Here is a 14,579-nt window from a genome sequence, read left to right as displayed (position 1 = left end):
CCTTATTTAATCGCCTGCAATTTTTCCCAAACAACCTGATAGACATCTGTCAGTTCACCAAGGCCACGCCGGAAAACATCCTTGTCCATGTGATGGCCTTCCGCATCCCAGAGACGGCAATTATCTGGTGAAAATTCGTCTGCCAGAATAATCTTGCCATCTTTGTCAAAGCCGAACTCTAACTTGAAATCAATCAATTTCAGTCCGATTTGGCGGAACCAATCTGACAAGAGCTCATTGATTCGACGAGTCTCCTCTTTCAAAAAGGCAATTTCTTGATCGCTGGCAATCTTCAAGAATTTCACATGTTCGTCATTGATGAAAGGATCGTCCAAATCATCATTTTTGTAGTAAAATTCCACAATCGGAGTTTCAAGTGCGATGCCCTCTTCTACTCCAAAACGTTTGGAAAAAGAACCTGCTGTGTAGTTGCGCAGCACCACTTCCAAAGGAATAATCTCTACTTTTTTATTTAGCTGGTCCGTATCCGAAACCTTCTCAATGAAATGCGTCGCCACACCAGCTGCATTGAGTTTCTCAAAAATAAAAGATGAAATCTGGTTGTTGAGCACTCCTTTACCAGCAATCTGCTCCTTCTTGACTCCATTAAAAGCCGTTGCCTGGTCCTTGTAGCGTGCCAGAATGACTTGCTCATCATCTGTAGAGAAAATATCCTTGGCTTTTCCCGAATATAACAACTTATTAGACATTTTAATATTCGCCTTTCGTGGTTTTATACCCTCATTTTATCATCTTTGAATATATTTTACAAGAAATTCCGTATAAACTTTATGTACCTAGTTAAAGAAATCGTTTCCTTTCCAAGATACGAAAAAAGACCGGAAGATACCGATCTTTGATTTTTAATGTTGCTTCTTCAGTTTCTCATGGATATAAGCCACCACATCGGAAATTGTTTTAAAGTTATCCATATCCTCATCGGGAATCTCAATATCAAAAGCTTCTTCCAGATTGATGATAAATTCCATCAAATCAACAGAGTCCACTCCCAGTTCTTCTTTCAAATTCAACTCTGGAGTGACATGCAGCTTACTGCTGTCATGTTCTTGAATGATTTCGACAATTTTTGCATAAATTTCTTTTTCGCTCATGGTTACTCCTTTGCATCTGAAAATTCAATGACCGATTTACCAACAACATCTGTTTCCAGCATGGTCCGAATTTGACGAATCGTACTATAAACAGCCTTAGCATCGCTAGAGCCATGCGTTTTGACAACAGGCGCTTTCAAACCGAATAGAACTGCACCGCCTGCACTAGAATAGTCCAGACTATTTTTGAGCCCTCGCAGGCTGTCCTTGAGCAGCCAAGCTCCCAATTTAGCTTTGAAACCACCGCCTAAAATAGACTTCTTCAGCTGACCCATGATACTGATAGCAGTTCCTTCGATTGATTTCAGAACGGCATTACCAGTAAAGCCATCTGCAACGACAACATCCGCCACATCATCCATCAAATCACGCGCTTCTACATTGCCGATAAAGTTAAGTGTCGAATCCCCAGCTAAAAGCTCATAGGCTTCCTTGCGTAGAGGATCGCCCTTACTGCTTTCCGTTCCGTTATTCAAGAGACCCACCCGCGGCTTCTTGATCCCTCGGACATTTTCAGCATAGAAAGAACCCAAAGTCGCATACTGGTGTAAATGATGGGCTGTGTTTTCAGCATTAGCTCCCAAATCCAGCATATCAAATCCCTGACCGCCAACCGTTGGCATAGTAGATAAGAGACCTGGTCGGTCAATATTCTTGATACGCCCTACGATAAAGAAACCTGCCGCCAAAAGCGCTCCAGTATTTCCAGCAGATAGCATAGCATCTGCCTCCCCTGCCTTCACAGCCTTGGCTGCCAGCACCATACTAGCCTCTTTCTTCTGACGAATGGCCTTTGTCGGCTCGTCGTCCGAGTCAATCTTTTCCTCCGTGTGGATGATGCGGACCCGCTCACCAGCAGTCAGATAAGGCTTAATTTTCGCCTCATCGCCATAAAGGAGAATTTCAATATCCGAGAACTCCTGTACTGCTTGATTGACTCCTTCGACCAGAGCCTGAGGGGCATTGTCCCCTCCCATAGCATCAACAGCTATTTTTTTCATTCGATTTATTCCTCGTTCTTATCTTTTAAAATGCTTCCCCAGTCCCCCAGAGAATCTATAAATTTTTTGGATTTGAGATGGATGCCGACATATTCATCATAGAGCAGGTCAATAAAATCCCGCAGCTGCTTTTTAATATCTGGCTTCAAAGAAATGGTCTCCAATTCGCTAAAGCGAACCGCCTGAAATTGGTCCAGCAGAAAAGGAAGATTTGGATTCAGATGACAGCGCCGTTCATCCTGATGGTAATGATCAGGGCAAAGGACTCCGCTATATTTGAAAGAAAAATCAAAGGGCAGACCTGTCCGATGACAAAAGGCACAATCATGGAAGTTCAGCGAAACCCCAAAACGTGACAAAATCTGAATCTCAAAGATATTGGTCAGCACCTCATAGTCTAGACCATTATTCATCATCTCCAGAGTTTTCTGCAGAAAAGCAAAGAGAGCCGGATCCGGCTGATTGTCCTGAAGACTGGCATCTGCCAAGGCCGCCACATAGCTGGCATAGGCCATGATGAATAAGTCCTCATTGATGCGATGGTAGGTAACCACATCCTGATAGTCCTCGATATAGCTAAGACCATCATCATTGATTTTCATCAGCAAGTTCGCCGCAGTCAAAGGCTGAATGACGGGTGCTAGCTTGGACTTCCCAGCATGCTTGACGAAAAACATACGCTTACCAGCCTGTTCCGTAAAGATTTTGACCAGCTTATCATCCTCGCGGAAATTGCGGTTATAGAGAACCAGACCTTGACTTGTTAGAGATTTAAGCATAGTCCTCCATGTAGTCCTTGAGGCGTTTCAGAGCTTCTCGAATCGTCTCTATACTAGCCGCATAGGACAGGCGGATATAGCCTTCCCCATATTGACCAAAAGCCGCTCCTGGGATAAAGGCCACGGCCTTCTTCTCCGCAAAATCCTGCAGAAAGGCGAAAGAATCTTGATTATAACCGTCTGGTATCTTAGCAAAAATATAAAAAGCCCCATCTGGTTTGATAATCTTAAAGCCTAGCTCAGCCATTTTCTCTATGATATAATCGCGACGCTGAATATACTCAGCCTTCATTGGCTCCGCATCATCTTTCCCAACTGTCAGGGCTTCAATGCCGGCAAATTGAGCCATAGTATTGGCCGCTGTTACGAGATACTGATGGCTTTTAATCAGCTGAGCAGTGAAAACTGCTGGAGCAAAGATAAAGCCCAGCCGCCAGCCAGTCATGGCATGAGACTTAGACAAGCCGTTGATGACAATGGTTTGGTCTGGCAGATACTCCGCGATGGAGACATGCCCCTGCTCCGTATAGGTCAACTCAGAATAGACCTCATCACAGACCACAAAGACTTGGTATTTTCCTAGGACATCCGCCAAAGCTTTTATCTGCTCCCGCGAATAAGTCACGCCGGTTGGATTGGCTGGATAATTAAGAATGACCGCTTTTAGCTGCTCGCCCTGTTCTAAAATAGCCGCTTCCAGCATCTCTGGAGTGAGGACAAAGTTATTGGCCGTTGTATCAATCTCGACAATCTCTGCCCCTACTAGATTTACAATGGGCTCATAGCCTGGATAAGCAGGAGCTGGCAGCAAGACCTTGTCTCCTTCTTCTAGAATAGCTGTCAGCGTAGCCGACAAGGCCTCTGTCGCCCCAATCGTGACCAAGACCTCATCTTCTGGGCGATAGTGCAGATTGTACTTTTCTTTCACAAAGCTGCTAGCCGCCTGACGCAGATCCAAGAGACCGCTCATACCAGTGTAGTGACTTTGATTAGCATCAATCGCCGCCTTGGCTGCTTCTTTGATATGATCCGGTGTTGTAAAGTCCGGCTCCCCTAAGGTTAGCCGAAGAACTCCCGGAATAGCAGAAATTGATTGGTCAAACTGACGAATCAGCGAAATTTCTATTTTTTCTAAGTTTTTATTAAATTTCTTACTTAAATCCATACATACCTCCAGCCGCTCAATAGAACTATTATACTATAAATGCAGAAGCATAGCAAAAGCTATTACATGATTTCCCATGCAGAAAAAGGACTAAGCTTGCACTCAGTCCCTTTTGGCCTTGCCTTAAAATTCTTCTCTGGCAGATAGTGGATATAGCTGCATCTCACGTGACTGGCCAATCAACGAGTCGGTGTATAAGTCAATTCCTTGCCATGCTTGGCCAGAAAATCTGGCAGTTCTGAATCAGGAATCTGCCGCAAATAAAGGTTAGAACGAATCGTGTCATCTTCCTCACGGCAGGTTGAGAGAACTAAATACCGGTCACTCGCCTTAATCTTTATCTTGGGATCCTTTGTCCGAGCAGCCTCATAGATATTTCTAAGCTGAGTTGTAAAGTCCTCGTCATCCTTAAACTCCGTCCGATAAAAAGCAGTCTCTTCCGGCACGATGACCAGTCCCATAGCTTGATAATAATACTTACGCTCAGGAGTCTCAATCACGACATATCTATGTTTGTCAAAATAATCCTGACGATCATAGTAGTTGACATCATTAAACATGCGATGATCTCCTGCCTTGCTACCCCGAGCATGCCCGAAAAGCCAAGTCAGACGATCGCTGAAATCTTTATGATTGTCCTTATCCATAAAGACCGCTCCCATATAGGGCTCTTGCTTTCCTTCAAAAGTCTTCAGCAGATAAGTCGCATTATCTTTCGTTTGCACCACTGGCTCATCCAACTGTGTACCAGGAGCATAGACATAGCCTATCGTTTCTGAATTCACAGCTTTCAGTTTAGCAAAACGCTCTGCTAAATATTCCTTTTCTGTCTGACTTGAAGATGCAGATGAGCTTGACATTTCAATCCTGCTAGGATGCGAAACTCGAAGCTTGCTGCCTGATGCTGATGAACGGAAAGAATAAAAAACAGAAAAAATAACCAGAACAATCAGTAGGAGGCAAATTCCAACAACAAGGAGCAGTTTCTTATTCGAAGTTTGACTCCTATCTTTTTCTTGCATAATCTAAAAATCCTTTATTTTTCATTTTTTACAAAAAATATCACCGAACAAAGGCTCAGTGATATTTAGGCGTTAGCACAAATTAAAGACAAAATTATTTGACTGCACTTGTCTTAGGAAGTGACTTGTCTTCAGAGTTTTCCTCATTTTCCTTGTTCTCTTCTTTTGCTTCCGGAGCTTTTTTTGCTTTATTTTCTGATTTTTTAGCCTTCTTTTTACCTGCTGCTGAAGAGGATGCCGCCGAAGATTGAGACGGTGCTGGAAAAGTTGGAACTGATGAAGAGGCTGTGGAGTAAGGTGCTGCCGAATAAGCCGGTGTAGATGGATCTGTAGTAGATGGTGCCACTGAAGGCTGATCCGCATTAGCCGACTCTCCCTCACCAATAACAAGAACTTTGTTACCAGCTTGATCCTCCATCACAGCACTTTTGCCAACCGGAGCTTTCTTAGCTTCAGCAACTTGCTGATCCAGAGCTGATTGTGCATCTCTATAGGCCTGCAATTCATCCATAACTTTATTAGATTCTGAGTCCGTACTGCCTTGGGGAACTTCATTATTATCAATGTCATTAACCCAAAGACTGGCTGTACCCTCAGCAAATACTGGTGCAGCAGCCGCGAAAAGTGAAAGGGCCACAGCACTTGAAAGCAAAACCTTTTTCATTATCTCATCTCCTCGTTACTTTTCAAAAATAATTGTAACTCCCCGTTACCTAATATTACCTACTATTAAGTATAGTTCGAACTCTAAAAAAAGTCAAGAATTTTACTACATAAAAATTTCTAAAATCAAAGAATACCAAGGGATGAGACAAATTGTCAATTTACCAACTATTTAAATGGTCATTTATTTATATTTGAAACATCAAGTAATTTGAGTTTTCTTTCAAAGTGAATGTTGAACTTTTTTAAAAAAGATAGTAGGAATAAAATAAAAAAGAGGCCAGAAATCAAGTATCCCAGCCATATATCTCAGATTATTTTTTACCTATTTCAAACAAGGGTGACAGCGGCCGTTTTTCATGAATACGGACAATGGCTTCCCCTAAAAGATGCGCAATTGAAATCTGCTCAATCTTATCAATCAAGCGCTCTTGAGGCAGATAAATTGTATCCAGCACAACCAATTTTTTAATCGCCGACTTTTGGATATTATCCATAGCTGGACCAGACAAGACTGGATGCGTACAGCTAGCATAGACTTCTACAGCCCCTGCTTCAGCGAGAGCGTCAGCTGCATGGCAGATAGTCCCTGCTGTATCAATCATATCATCAATTAAGATACAAGTTTTTCCTTCCACCTTACCAATGATGTTCATGACTTCACTGCTATTCATCTTGTCCACACTGCGACGCTTATCAATAATCGCAATCGGGGTTTTCAGAAACTCTGCTAACTTACGAGCCCGACTCACACCACCATGGTCAGGACTGACTACCACATAGTCTCCTCCTTTCATATTACGGCGTTCAAAGTAATCAGCAATCAAAGGTGCACCCATCAAGTGATCCACAGGAATGTCAAAGAAGCCCTGGATTTGCGCTGCGTGCAAGTCAATAGTCAGCATCCGATCCACACCAGCAATTTCCAACATATTAGCAACTAATTTAGATGTAATTGGCTCACGAGCTCTAGCCTTGCGATCCTGCCGAGCATAGCCATAGTAAGGCATGACAACATTAATGGATTCAGCGCTAGCCCGTTTCAAAGCATCTACCATAATCAAGATTTCCATCAAATTATCATTGACTGGCGAGCTGGTAGACTGCAAAATAAAGACGTGTTTCCCGCGAATAGATTCTTCAATATTCACTTGAATCTCTCCATCAGAGAACTGACGAACAGTTGATTTCCCAAGTGGCAATCCAATCTCTTGAGCAACACGCTGCGCTAATTCTTGATTAGAAGAAAGAGCAAAGAGTTTTAAATCAGAAAAAGACATGATTCCCTCCAGATTCTAAATCGTCTTTCATTGTCCAATTACAACTTTTCCCAACTACCATTGTAACTTTTTTCAGTTGATTTTTCAATTAAAAATAAAAAACGCCAGAGGCGCTTTTTACTGATTAGTTCGGATAAATATATGAAACTGTACCTTGTGCAGTTGTTGGGTTAAACCATCCACGGTAGTTACCGATTGATTGTTGTCCAAGGTAGTTTGCTTCTGATACTTGGATGCTTGTAGTAGATTGAACAGCTGTTACTACTGCAACGTGTCCGTATCCACCATCAGTCCAACATGCAATCGCTCCAACTTCTGGCTGTGAACCAACACGGAAGCCTGCTGCTGCTGCACTTGCAGACCATTGTCCACCATTACCCCAGTAATCGCCAGCCCAAGGAGCTAATGTCTTAGCACCCCAAGTACATTGACCTACTGGATAAGAAGATGCAGATGAGCTATAAACTGGTCTATTCGCACGGGCAACAGATTGAGTTACTGCAGGTGCTGCTGGAGCCGCTGCTTCAGCTGCTGGAGCTGAATTAACAACTGCTTGAACCTGAGCTTGCAGGGTAGTATTTCCTGAAGCTTCAATTGCTTGGCGTTTTGATTCTTGCTCTGCTTTATAAGCTGCTTCACGAGCCGCTGCTTCTGCTGCTGCTTTTTCAGCTGCTGCTTTTTCTTCAAGAAGAGAATTCTTTTCGTTTTCAGCAGTTGCTTTTTCAGCTGCAAGGCTTGCCTGAGCCGCTTTCAGTTCAGCTTGTTTTGTTGCCAAAGCTTGCTCATCATCAGCTAACTTCTCTTGGTTGGCAATTACAGTATTGATAGCTTCATTATTTGCAACTTGCTTTTCAGCAATTACTTCTTTATCTTTCTTTTGTTGTTCCAGCATTTTGTTATTTGCTGAAACAATTTCGCTCATAGCTGCTACACGAGAGATAGCTTCTGTGATAGAGCTAGAATTTACAACTGTATTGATGTAGCTAGTAGCAGTTCCATTTGTTTGAGTACTGCGTGCTTGATTTGCAAGTGACTCATTACGAGCAACAATATTTTTAGACAGTTCGTCAATCTCTGCAGAAAGTTTTGCAGATTCAGCAGACAATTTTTCATTTTCTGCTTTAAGCTCTTCTTGTTGCTTTTGAATAGCAGATACTTGGCCTTGAATCTCGTTAACTTGTGCTTGAGCTGATTGTTGTTGCTCTGTCAAACTATTAATCTTGCTGTCTTGTGCAGCAATCTTTTCATCAGTTGTCTCCGCTTTAACGCTCACAAGTGCAGCTCCTTGTGAAAGGATAACTGTACTCAATAAAATTGATGTGAGTAGTTTTTTCTTCATAAAAATAATACACTCCTTCTTATAAGACATTAACTAGTATACCAGAAAATGCTGTATCATATGTTACGCCTTTATTACATTTTTATTTCTTGTTTATCATAAATACATTTTTTCGAAAATAGACTGAAAAATGAGGAATATCAGGCCATTGAGAAGGATACTCGGTACTAAACTGCTAAGGACAAAATCCTGCAAATTCAGACTAGAAAGATTCAAAAATACTGCAAAAGCAAAACTGGTTAATTCAAATAAAAATACAAGAATCAAAACAGATAAAAAGCGAGTAAATTTATTTAAAAGCATAGTCGGACTAGACTGACAAACCAAGAGACTTAAAAGAGGAAAAAGAATAAGAGCAATACCGATGGTATGAAAATAGTAAACATCATAAATCAGCCCCAAACAGCAAAATAAGAGAATATTGTAGTTTTTAGAGAGGTTGATGGAAACAAAAAGCATGAAAATAAAGATAAAATGACTGACTAAGTGCCATTGTAAAGGCAGAATATTAGCCAGAAAAGTCGAAATCTGCCCGTCGATCAATAAAACAAAAAATAAAGTAATAGGAGTCAAAAGATGTTCTTTAATATCTCTCATATTAGTTCCCTACCAACATTACAGCACGGATATCCGACAAATCAGCAGCCGGCTTAACTAGGACAACTTTGTTTAGCTGATCCTTAGCCTCAGACACGGAAAGTACCTTACCGACAGGAATATTTTCTGCATTATAAGCACCCAAGCCACTGGTTGCAACCTCATCTCCCTCTTTTATATCTTCAGCACTATTTAACTGACTGATGATATAAGCAGAGTTTTTTTCATCATAACCCGTAATAATCCCATAAACTAGACCAGACTTAGTTTGAATTCTAACAGAAATTTTAGTTGAGTTTTCCTCGTTAGTCAGTAGAGAAACTAAGCTAGACTGACTACTAGTTTCAGAAACACTTCCGACCAGACCACCATTAGCGACTACTAGCATAGCATCTGTCACATTATCAGATGTCCCCTTGTCAATAGTCAGCTCATTTTTCCAAGATGCTGGCGTACGAGCAATCACTTCGCTGGCAATCTGTATTTGATTTTTATCAGCCTCTTTAAATTCCAGAAGTTTTCGCAACTGCTCATTCTCATCTTCTAAGGAATCTGCCTTCCCAGCCTTTTCCTCAACCTCATAAAGATTTTTCTTGAGCTGCTGATTCTCTCTATAAGTAGACATCAAATCTGACATTTCTTCTTTTTTATCAGCTACAAAAGCAAAAGGAGAGCCGAGAAGTCTATCTACCAATGAAATAATATTTGAAGTAGTTGATACAAACCAACTAGAAGAGGTAGATAAGATAAGTATCGTCATTGCAACAACTAATACAAAAAAAGAAAGCAGAAACTTAGACTTTTTAAATCGATTCATCAGAAAAACCTCACTAAACAGGACGAGAAAGTATAAGAAAAGGAGATAGCAAATGCTAAACTCCTCATTATACGGAGAATGGGGGATTCGAACCCCCGCGCCGGTTACCCGACCTAACGATTTAGCAAACCGTCCTCTTCAGCCTCTTGAGTAATTCTCCAATATTTTATGGGCACGAGTGGACTCGAACCACCGACCTCACGCTTATCAGGCGTGCGCTCTAACCACCTGAGCTACGCGCCCAAGTTCGAAAACTTGGTATGAACTTTCGTTCAAAGCGGGTGACGAGAATCGAACTCGCGACAACAGCTTGGAAGGCTGTAGTTTTACCACTAAACTACACCCGCATTTCCAATACGATGATGTATGGCGCGAGACGGAATCGAACCGCCGACACATGGAGCTTCAATCCATTGCTCTACCAACTGAGCTACCGAGCCAATTATTGCGGGAGCAGGATTTGAACCTACGACCTTCGGGTTATGAGCCCGACGAGCTACCTAGCTGCTCCATCCCGCGTCAATACTATTTGTCCCTAAGGAGGATGTGGGATTCGAACCCACGCACGCTTTTACACGCCTGACGGTTTTCAAGACCGTTCCCTTCAGCCGGACTTGGGTAATCCTCCAAGATAACACTATGGACCTTGTAGGACTTGAACCTACGACCACTCGGTTATGAGCCGAGAGCTCTAACCAGCTGAGCTAAAGGTCCGACAAGATCATTATAGCGGCGAAGGGGATCGAACCCCCGACCTCCCGGGTATGAACCGGACGCTCTAGCCAGCTGAGCTACACCGCCATCTATCGGGAAGACAGGATTCGAACCTGCGACACCTTGGTCCCAAACCAAGTACTCTACCAAGCTGAGCTACTTCCCGAACTTAAGTTATTCACTTAATGCACCCTAGAGGAGTCGAACCTCTAACCGCCTGATTCGTAGTCAGGTACTCTATCCAGTTGAGCTAAGGGTGCTCATCTTCTTCTACTGCCTCTTACAAGTCTATGCCGAGGACCGGAATCGAACCGGTACGATCGTTACCAATCGCAGGATTTTAAGTCCTGTGCGTCTGCCAGTTCCGCCACCCCGGCCGCCTCAAGCGAACGACGGGATTCGAACCCGCGACCCCCACCTTGGCAAGGTGATGTTCTACCACTGAACTACGTTCGCATCCTATTCAAAAATGCCGGCTACATGACTTGAACACGCGACCCTCTGATTACAAATCAGATGCTCTACCAACTGAGCTAAGCCGGCTCATTATTATCTTATATGCGGGTTAAGGGACTTGAACCCCCACGCCCTAAAGCGCCAGATCCTAAATCTGGTGCGTCTGCCAATTCCGCCAAACCCGCTCTTATGACCCGTACTGGGCTCGAACCAGTGACCCTTTGATTAAAAGTCAAATGCTCTACCAACTGAGCTAACGAGTCTCTTACTTTTATTGAAATCTTCTCGACTTCAACGGTCCCGACGGGAATCGAACCCGCGATCTTCGCCGTGACAGGGCGACGTGATAACCGCTACACTACGGGACCTATTCTTTTCAGAATATGGGAGTTAACGGGATCGAACCGCTGACCCTCTGCTTGTAAGGCAGATGCTCTCCCAGCTGAGCTAAACTCCCTTCGCTAAGCGACTACCATATCTCACAGGGGGCAACCCCCAACTACTTCCGGCGTTCTAGGGCTTAACTGCTGTGTTCGGCATGGGTACAGGTGTATCTCCTAGGCTATCGTCACTTAACTATTGAATTAACTGTCCTGTCCTCTCAGACAAGCCTTGTCAACTCAAAATTGAATACAATATCAAATCTAACATTTCTCTAAACCATTCGCTGCACTCTGATGAAGCTCTTATTCTAGGATAAGTCCTCGAGCGATTAGTATTAGTCCGCTCCATGTGTCACCACACTTCCACTCCTAACCTATCAACCTGATCTTCTCTCAGGGCTCTTACTAACTTGCGTTATGGGAAATCTCATCTTGAGGTGGGTTTCACACTTAGATGCTTTCAGCGTTTATCCCTTCCCTACATAGCTACCCAGCGATGCTCTTGGCAGAACAACTGGTACACCAGCGGTAAGTCCACTCTGGTCCTCTCGTACTAGGAGCAGATCCTCTCAAATTTCCTACGCCCGCGACGGATAGGGACCGAACTGTCTCACGACGTTCTGAACCCAGCTCGCGTGCCGCTTTAATGGGCGAACAGCCCAACCCTTGGGACCGACTACAGCCCCAGGATGCGACGAGCCGACATCGAGGTGCCAAACCTCCCCGTCGATGTGAACTCTTGGGGGAGATAAGCCTGTTATCCCCAGGGTAGCTTTTATCCGTTGAGCGATGGCCCTTCCATACGGAACCACCGGATCACTAAGCCCGACTTTCGTCCCTGCTCGAGTTGTAGCTCTCGCAGTCAAGCTCCCTTATACCTTTACACTCTGCGACTGATTTCCAACCAGTCTGAGGGAACCTTTGGGCGCCTCCGTTACCTTTTAGGAGGCGACCGCCCCAGTCAAACTGCCCGTCAGACACTGTCTCCGTAGATGATTAACCTACCGGGTTAGAGTGGCCATAACACAAGGGTAGTATCCCAACAACGCCTCCATCGAAACTGGCGTCCCGATTTCATAGGCTCCTACCTATCCTGTACATGTGGCACAGACACTCAATATCAAACTGCAGTAAAGCTCCATGGGGTCTTTCCGTCCTGTCGCGGGTAACCTGCATCTTCACAGGTACTAAAATTTCACCGAGTCTCTCGTTGAGACAGTGCCCAAATCATTACGCCTTTCGTGCGGGTCGGAACTTACCCGACAAGGAATTTCGCTACCTTAGGACCGTTATAGTTACGGCCGCCGTTTACTGGGGCTTCAATTCATACCTTCGCGTTACCGCTAAGCACTCCTCTTAACCTTCCAGCACCGGGCAGGCGTCACCCCCTATACATCATCTTACGATTTAGCAGAGAGCTGTGTTTTTGATAAACAGTTGCTTGGGCCTATTCACTGCGGCTGACCAAAGTCAGCACCCCTTCTCCCGAAGTTACGGGGTCATTTTGCCGAGTTCCTTAACGAGAGTTCTCTCGCTCACCTGAGGCTACTCGCCTCGACTACCTGTGTCGGTTTGCGGTACGGGTAGAGTATGATACAACGCTAGAAGCTTTTCTTGGCAGTGTGACATCACTCACTCGCTACTAAACTTCGCTCCCCATCACAGCTCAACGTTAGAGGTATAAGCATTTGACTCATACCACGCCTCACTGCTTAGACGTACATCCAATCGTACGCACGAGTTAGCCTACTGCGTCCCTCCATCACTTCATACTCTAGTACAGGAATCTCAACCTGTTGGCCATCGGATACACCTTTCGGTCTCTCCTTAGGTCCCGACTAACCCAGGGCGGACGAGCCTTCCCCTGGAAACCTTAGTCTTACGGTGGACAGGATTCTCACCTGTCTTGCGCTACTCATACCGGCATTCTCACTTCTATGCGTTCCAGCGCTCCTCACGGTACACCTTCTCCACACATAGAACGCTCTCCTACCATACCTATAAAAGGTATCCACAGCTTCGGTAAATTGTTTTAGCCCCGGTACATTTTCGGCGCAGGGTCACTCGACTAGTGAGCTATTACGCACTCTTTGAATGAATAGCTGCTTCTAAGCTAACATCCTAGTTGTCTGTGCAACCCCACATCCTTTTCCACTTAACAATTATTTTGGGACCTTAGCTGGTGGTCTGGGCTGTTTCCCTTTCGACTACGGATCTTAGCACTCGCAGTCTGACTGCCGACCATAATTCATTGGCATTCGGAGTTTATCTGAGATTGGTAATCCGGGATGGACCCCTCACCCAAACAGTGCTCTACCTCCAAGAATCTTCATGTCGACGCTAGCCCTAAAGCTATTTCGGAGAGAACCAGCTATCTCCAAGTTCGTTTGGAATTTCTCCGCTACCCACAAGTCATCCAAGCACTTTTCAACGTGCCCTGGTTCGGTCCTCCAGTGCGTTTTACCGCACCTTCAACCTGCTCATGGGTAGGTCACATGGTTTCGGGTCTACATCATGATACTAAAGCGCCCTATTCAGACTCGGTTTCCCTACGGCTCCGTCTCTTCAACTTAACCTCGCATCATAACGTAACTCGCCGGTTCATTCTACAAAAGGCACGCTCTCACCCATGAACGGGCTCGAACTTGTTGTAGGCACACGGTTTCAGGTTCTATTTCACTCCCCTCCCGGGGTGCTTTTCACCTTTCCCTCACGGTACTGGTTCACTATCGGTCACTAGGGAGTATTTAGGGTTGGGAGATGGTCCTCCCAGATTCCGACGGGATTTCACGTGTCCCGCCGTACTCAGGATACTGCTAGGTACAGAATCTATTTAAAATACGAGGCTCTTACTCTCTTTGGCTGACTTTCCCAAGTCATTCTTCTATAAATTCTGAGTCCACATTGCAGTCCTACAACCCCGAAGAGTAAACTCTTCGGTTTGCCCTTCTGCCTCTTCGCTCGCCGCTACTAAGGCAATCGCTTTTGCTTTCTCTTCCTGCAGCTACTTAGATGTTTCAGTTCACTGCGTCTTCCTCCTCATTCCCTTAACAGAAATGGGTAACAGGCATCAACCTGTTGGGTTCCCCCATTCGGACACCCCCGGATCGAAGCTTACTTACAGCTCCCCGAGGCATTTCGTCGTTTGTCACGTCCTTCTTCGGCTCCTAGTGCCAAGGCATCCACCGTGCGCCCTTACTAACTTAACCTTATTTTTGACCTTTCAGTCTTAAACTCATTAATTTTCACAG

At 44.4% G+C, this 14,579-nt stretch carries 11 protein-coding genes, 17 tRNA genes and 2 rRNA genes; all 30 read right to left on the bottom strand.

All coding sequences use genetic code 11. The features are described from left to right. Positions 1 to 2: 2 nt before the first annotated feature. The 30 genes from purC to J1C91_RS00100 all read right to left on the bottom strand — a co-directional run bounded on the left by purC (position 3) and on the right by J1C91_RS00100 (position 14,537). Positions 3 to 710, bottom strand: coding sequence for a phosphoribosylaminoimidazolesuccinocarboxamide synthase (gene purC, locus J1C91_RS00245; RefSeq protein WP_002905710.1), 708 nt, complete (start codon positions 708 to 710; stop codon positions 3 to 5). A gap of 153 nt (positions 711 to 863) precedes the next feature. Further along, positions 864 to 1,112, bottom strand: coding sequence for an acyl carrier protein (locus tag J1C91_RS00240; protein ID WP_002898839.1), 249 nt, complete (start codon positions 1,110 to 1,112; stop codon positions 864 to 866). A 2-nt stretch (positions 1,113 to 1,114) separates the two neighbouring features. Further along, complete coding sequence (gene plsX, locus J1C91_RS00235) at positions 1,115 to 2,113, bottom strand: phosphate acyltransferase PlsX (protein ID WP_002922797.1); 999 nt, start codon at positions 2,111 to 2,113, stop codon at positions 1,115 to 1,117. A gap of 5 nt (positions 2,114 to 2,118) precedes the next feature. Next, positions 2,119 to 2,892 carry a DNA repair protein RecO gene (gene recO, locus J1C91_RS00230; RefSeq protein WP_002926487.1) on the bottom strand — a complete coding sequence of 258 codons (774 nt, stop codon included), beginning with the start codon at positions 2,890 to 2,892 and terminating at the stop codon, positions 2,119 to 2,121. After that, entirely contained in the window at positions 2,885 to 4,057 is a 1,173-nt protein-coding gene (locus tag J1C91_RS00225) for a pyridoxal phosphate-dependent aminotransferase (protein ID WP_125438955.1), read from the bottom strand. Before J1C91_RS00225 ends, recO begins: the two co-directional genes overlap by 8 nt. Before the next feature lie 179 nt (positions 4,058 to 4,236). Next, positions 4,237 to 5,079, bottom strand: a complete 843-nt coding sequence (srtB, locus tag J1C91_RS00220; RefSeq protein WP_004184505.1) for a class B sortase, LPKTxAVK-specific — start codon at positions 5,077 to 5,079, stop codon at positions 4,237 to 4,239. Positions 5,080 to 5,173: 94 nt separating this feature from the next. Continuing rightward, complete coding sequence (locus J1C91_RS00215) at positions 5,174 to 5,743, bottom strand: hypothetical protein (protein ID WP_004184508.1); 570 nt, start codon at positions 5,741 to 5,743, stop codon at positions 5,174 to 5,176. Between the two features lie 313 nt (positions 5,744 to 6,056). After that, positions 6,057 to 7,022: a ribose-phosphate diphosphokinase gene (locus tag J1C91_RS00210; RefSeq protein WP_002908384.1), complete on the bottom strand. Its 966-nt coding sequence runs from the start codon at positions 7,020 to 7,022 to the stop codon at positions 6,057 to 6,059. Positions 7,023 to 7,146: 124 nt separating this feature from the next. Next, entirely contained in the window at positions 7,147 to 8,361 is a 1,215-nt protein-coding gene (gene pcsB, locus J1C91_RS00205) for a peptidoglycan hydrolase PcsB (RefSeq protein WP_009660204.1), read from the bottom strand. A 96-nt stretch (positions 8,362 to 8,457) separates the two neighbouring features. Further along, positions 8,458 to 8,958, bottom strand: coding sequence for a rod shape-determining protein MreD (gene mreD / locus J1C91_RS00200; protein WP_002908383.1), 501 nt, complete (start codon positions 8,956 to 8,958; stop codon positions 8,458 to 8,460). Position 8,959: 1 nt separating this feature from the next. Next, positions 8,960 to 9,775, bottom strand: a complete 816-nt coding sequence (gene mreC / locus J1C91_RS00195; RefSeq protein ID WP_002908382.1) for a rod shape-determining protein MreC — start codon at positions 9,773 to 9,775, stop codon at positions 8,960 to 8,962. Between the two features lie 72 nt (positions 9,776 to 9,847). Continuing rightward, positions 9,848 to 9,935: transfer RNA gene (locus J1C91_RS00190), tRNA-Ser, on the bottom strand. A 9-nt stretch (positions 9,936 to 9,944) separates the two neighbouring features. Continuing rightward, positions 9,945 to 10,018, bottom strand: a tRNA-Ile gene (locus tag J1C91_RS00185). 33 nt (positions 10,019 to 10,051) lie between these two features. Next, positions 10,052 to 10,122, bottom strand: a tRNA-Gly gene (locus J1C91_RS00180). Between the two features lie 20 nt (positions 10,123 to 10,142). Continuing rightward, positions 10,143 to 10,215: transfer RNA gene (locus J1C91_RS00175), tRNA-Phe, on the bottom strand. Positions 10,216 to 10,220: 5 nt separating this feature from the next. After that, positions 10,221 to 10,294, bottom strand: a tRNA-Met gene (locus tag J1C91_RS00170). A 19-nt stretch (positions 10,295 to 10,313) separates the two neighbouring features. Continuing rightward, positions 10,314 to 10,403, bottom strand: a tRNA-Ser gene (locus J1C91_RS00165). Positions 10,404 to 10,415: 12 nt separating this feature from the next. Further along, positions 10,416 to 10,489: transfer RNA gene (locus tag J1C91_RS00160), tRNA-Ile, on the bottom strand. 13 nt (positions 10,490 to 10,502) lie between these two features. Beyond that, positions 10,503 to 10,576, bottom strand: a tRNA-Met gene (locus J1C91_RS00155). Positions 10,577 to 10,581: 5 nt separating this feature from the next. Further along, positions 10,582 to 10,655, bottom strand: a tRNA-Pro gene (locus tag J1C91_RS00150). Between the two features lie 20 nt (positions 10,656 to 10,675). Continuing rightward, a tRNA-Arg gene (locus tag J1C91_RS00145) sits at positions 10,676 to 10,749 on the bottom strand. A gap of 31 nt (positions 10,750 to 10,780) precedes the next feature. Then, positions 10,781 to 10,866 (bottom strand) — tRNA-Leu (locus tag J1C91_RS00140). Positions 10,867 to 10,873: 7 nt separating this feature from the next. Beyond that, a tRNA-Gly gene (locus J1C91_RS00135) sits at positions 10,874 to 10,945 on the bottom strand. Positions 10,946 to 10,959: 14 nt separating this feature from the next. Beyond that, positions 10,960 to 11,032: transfer RNA gene (locus J1C91_RS00130), tRNA-Thr, on the bottom strand. A 16-nt stretch (positions 11,033 to 11,048) separates the two neighbouring features. Continuing rightward, a tRNA-Leu gene (locus tag J1C91_RS00125) sits at positions 11,049 to 11,130 on the bottom strand. A gap of 5 nt (positions 11,131 to 11,135) precedes the next feature. Then, positions 11,136 to 11,208: transfer RNA gene (locus tag J1C91_RS00120), tRNA-Lys, on the bottom strand. A 32-nt stretch (positions 11,209 to 11,240) separates the two neighbouring features. Further along, positions 11,241 to 11,313, bottom strand: a tRNA-Asp gene (locus tag J1C91_RS00115). Positions 11,314 to 11,329: 16 nt separating this feature from the next. After that, positions 11,330 to 11,402, bottom strand: a tRNA-Val gene (locus J1C91_RS00110). 3 nt (positions 11,403 to 11,405) lie between these two features. After that, positions 11,406 to 11,521 (bottom strand): 5S ribosomal RNA (rrf, locus tag J1C91_RS00105). Between the two features lie 116 nt (positions 11,522 to 11,637). Beyond that, positions 11,638 to 14,537: ribosomal RNA gene (locus J1C91_RS00100) — 23S ribosomal RNA — on the bottom strand. Between the last annotated feature and the right edge of the window lie 42 nt (positions 14,538 to 14,579).

Source organism: Streptococcus sanguinis (genome assembly GCF_050222175.1).
Taxonomy (GTDB): Bacteria; Bacillota; Bacilli; order Lactobacillales; family Streptococcaceae; genus Streptococcus; species Streptococcus sanguinis_M.
This window is presented reverse-complemented; position numbering and strand designations above follow the sequence as displayed.

Coding starts and splice junctions, on each gene's coding strand:
- purC (WP_002905710.1), bottom strand. CDS start 710: ATGTCTAATAAGTTGTTATATTCGGGAAAAGCCAAGGATATTTTCTCT.
- J1C91_RS00240 (WP_002898839.1), bottom strand. CDS start 1,112: ATGAGCGAAAAAGAAATTTATGCAAAAATTGTCGAAATCATTCAAGAA.
- plsX (WP_002922797.1), bottom strand. CDS start 2,113: ATGAAAAAAATAGCTGTTGATGCTATGGGAGGGGACAATGCCCCTCAG.
- recO (WP_002926487.1), bottom strand. CDS start 2,892: ATGCTTAAATCTCTAACAAGTCAAGGTCTGGTTCTCTATAACCGCAAT.
- J1C91_RS00225 (WP_125438955.1), bottom strand. CDS start 4,057: ATGGATTTAAGTAAGAAATTTAATAAAAACTTAGAAAAAATAGAAATT.
- srtB (WP_004184505.1), bottom strand. CDS start 5,079: ATGCAAGAAAAAGATAGGAGTCAAACTTCGAATAAGAAACTGCTCCTT.
- J1C91_RS00215 (WP_004184508.1), bottom strand. CDS start 5,743: ATGAAAAAGGTTTTGCTTTCAAGTGCTGTGGCCCTTTCACTTTTCGCG.
- J1C91_RS00210 (WP_002908384.1), bottom strand. CDS start 7,022: ATGTCTTTTTCTGATTTAAAACTCTTTGCTCTTTCTTCTAATCAAGAA.
- pcsB (WP_009660204.1), bottom strand. CDS start 8,361: ATGAAGAAAAAACTACTCACATCAATTTTATTGAGTACAGTTATCCTT.
- mreD (WP_002908383.1), bottom strand. CDS start 8,958: ATGAGAGATATTAAAGAACATCTTTTGACTCCTATTACTTTATTTTTT.
- mreC (WP_002908382.1), bottom strand. CDS start 9,775: ATGAATCGATTTAAAAAGTCTAAGTTTCTGCTTTCTTTTTTTGTATTA.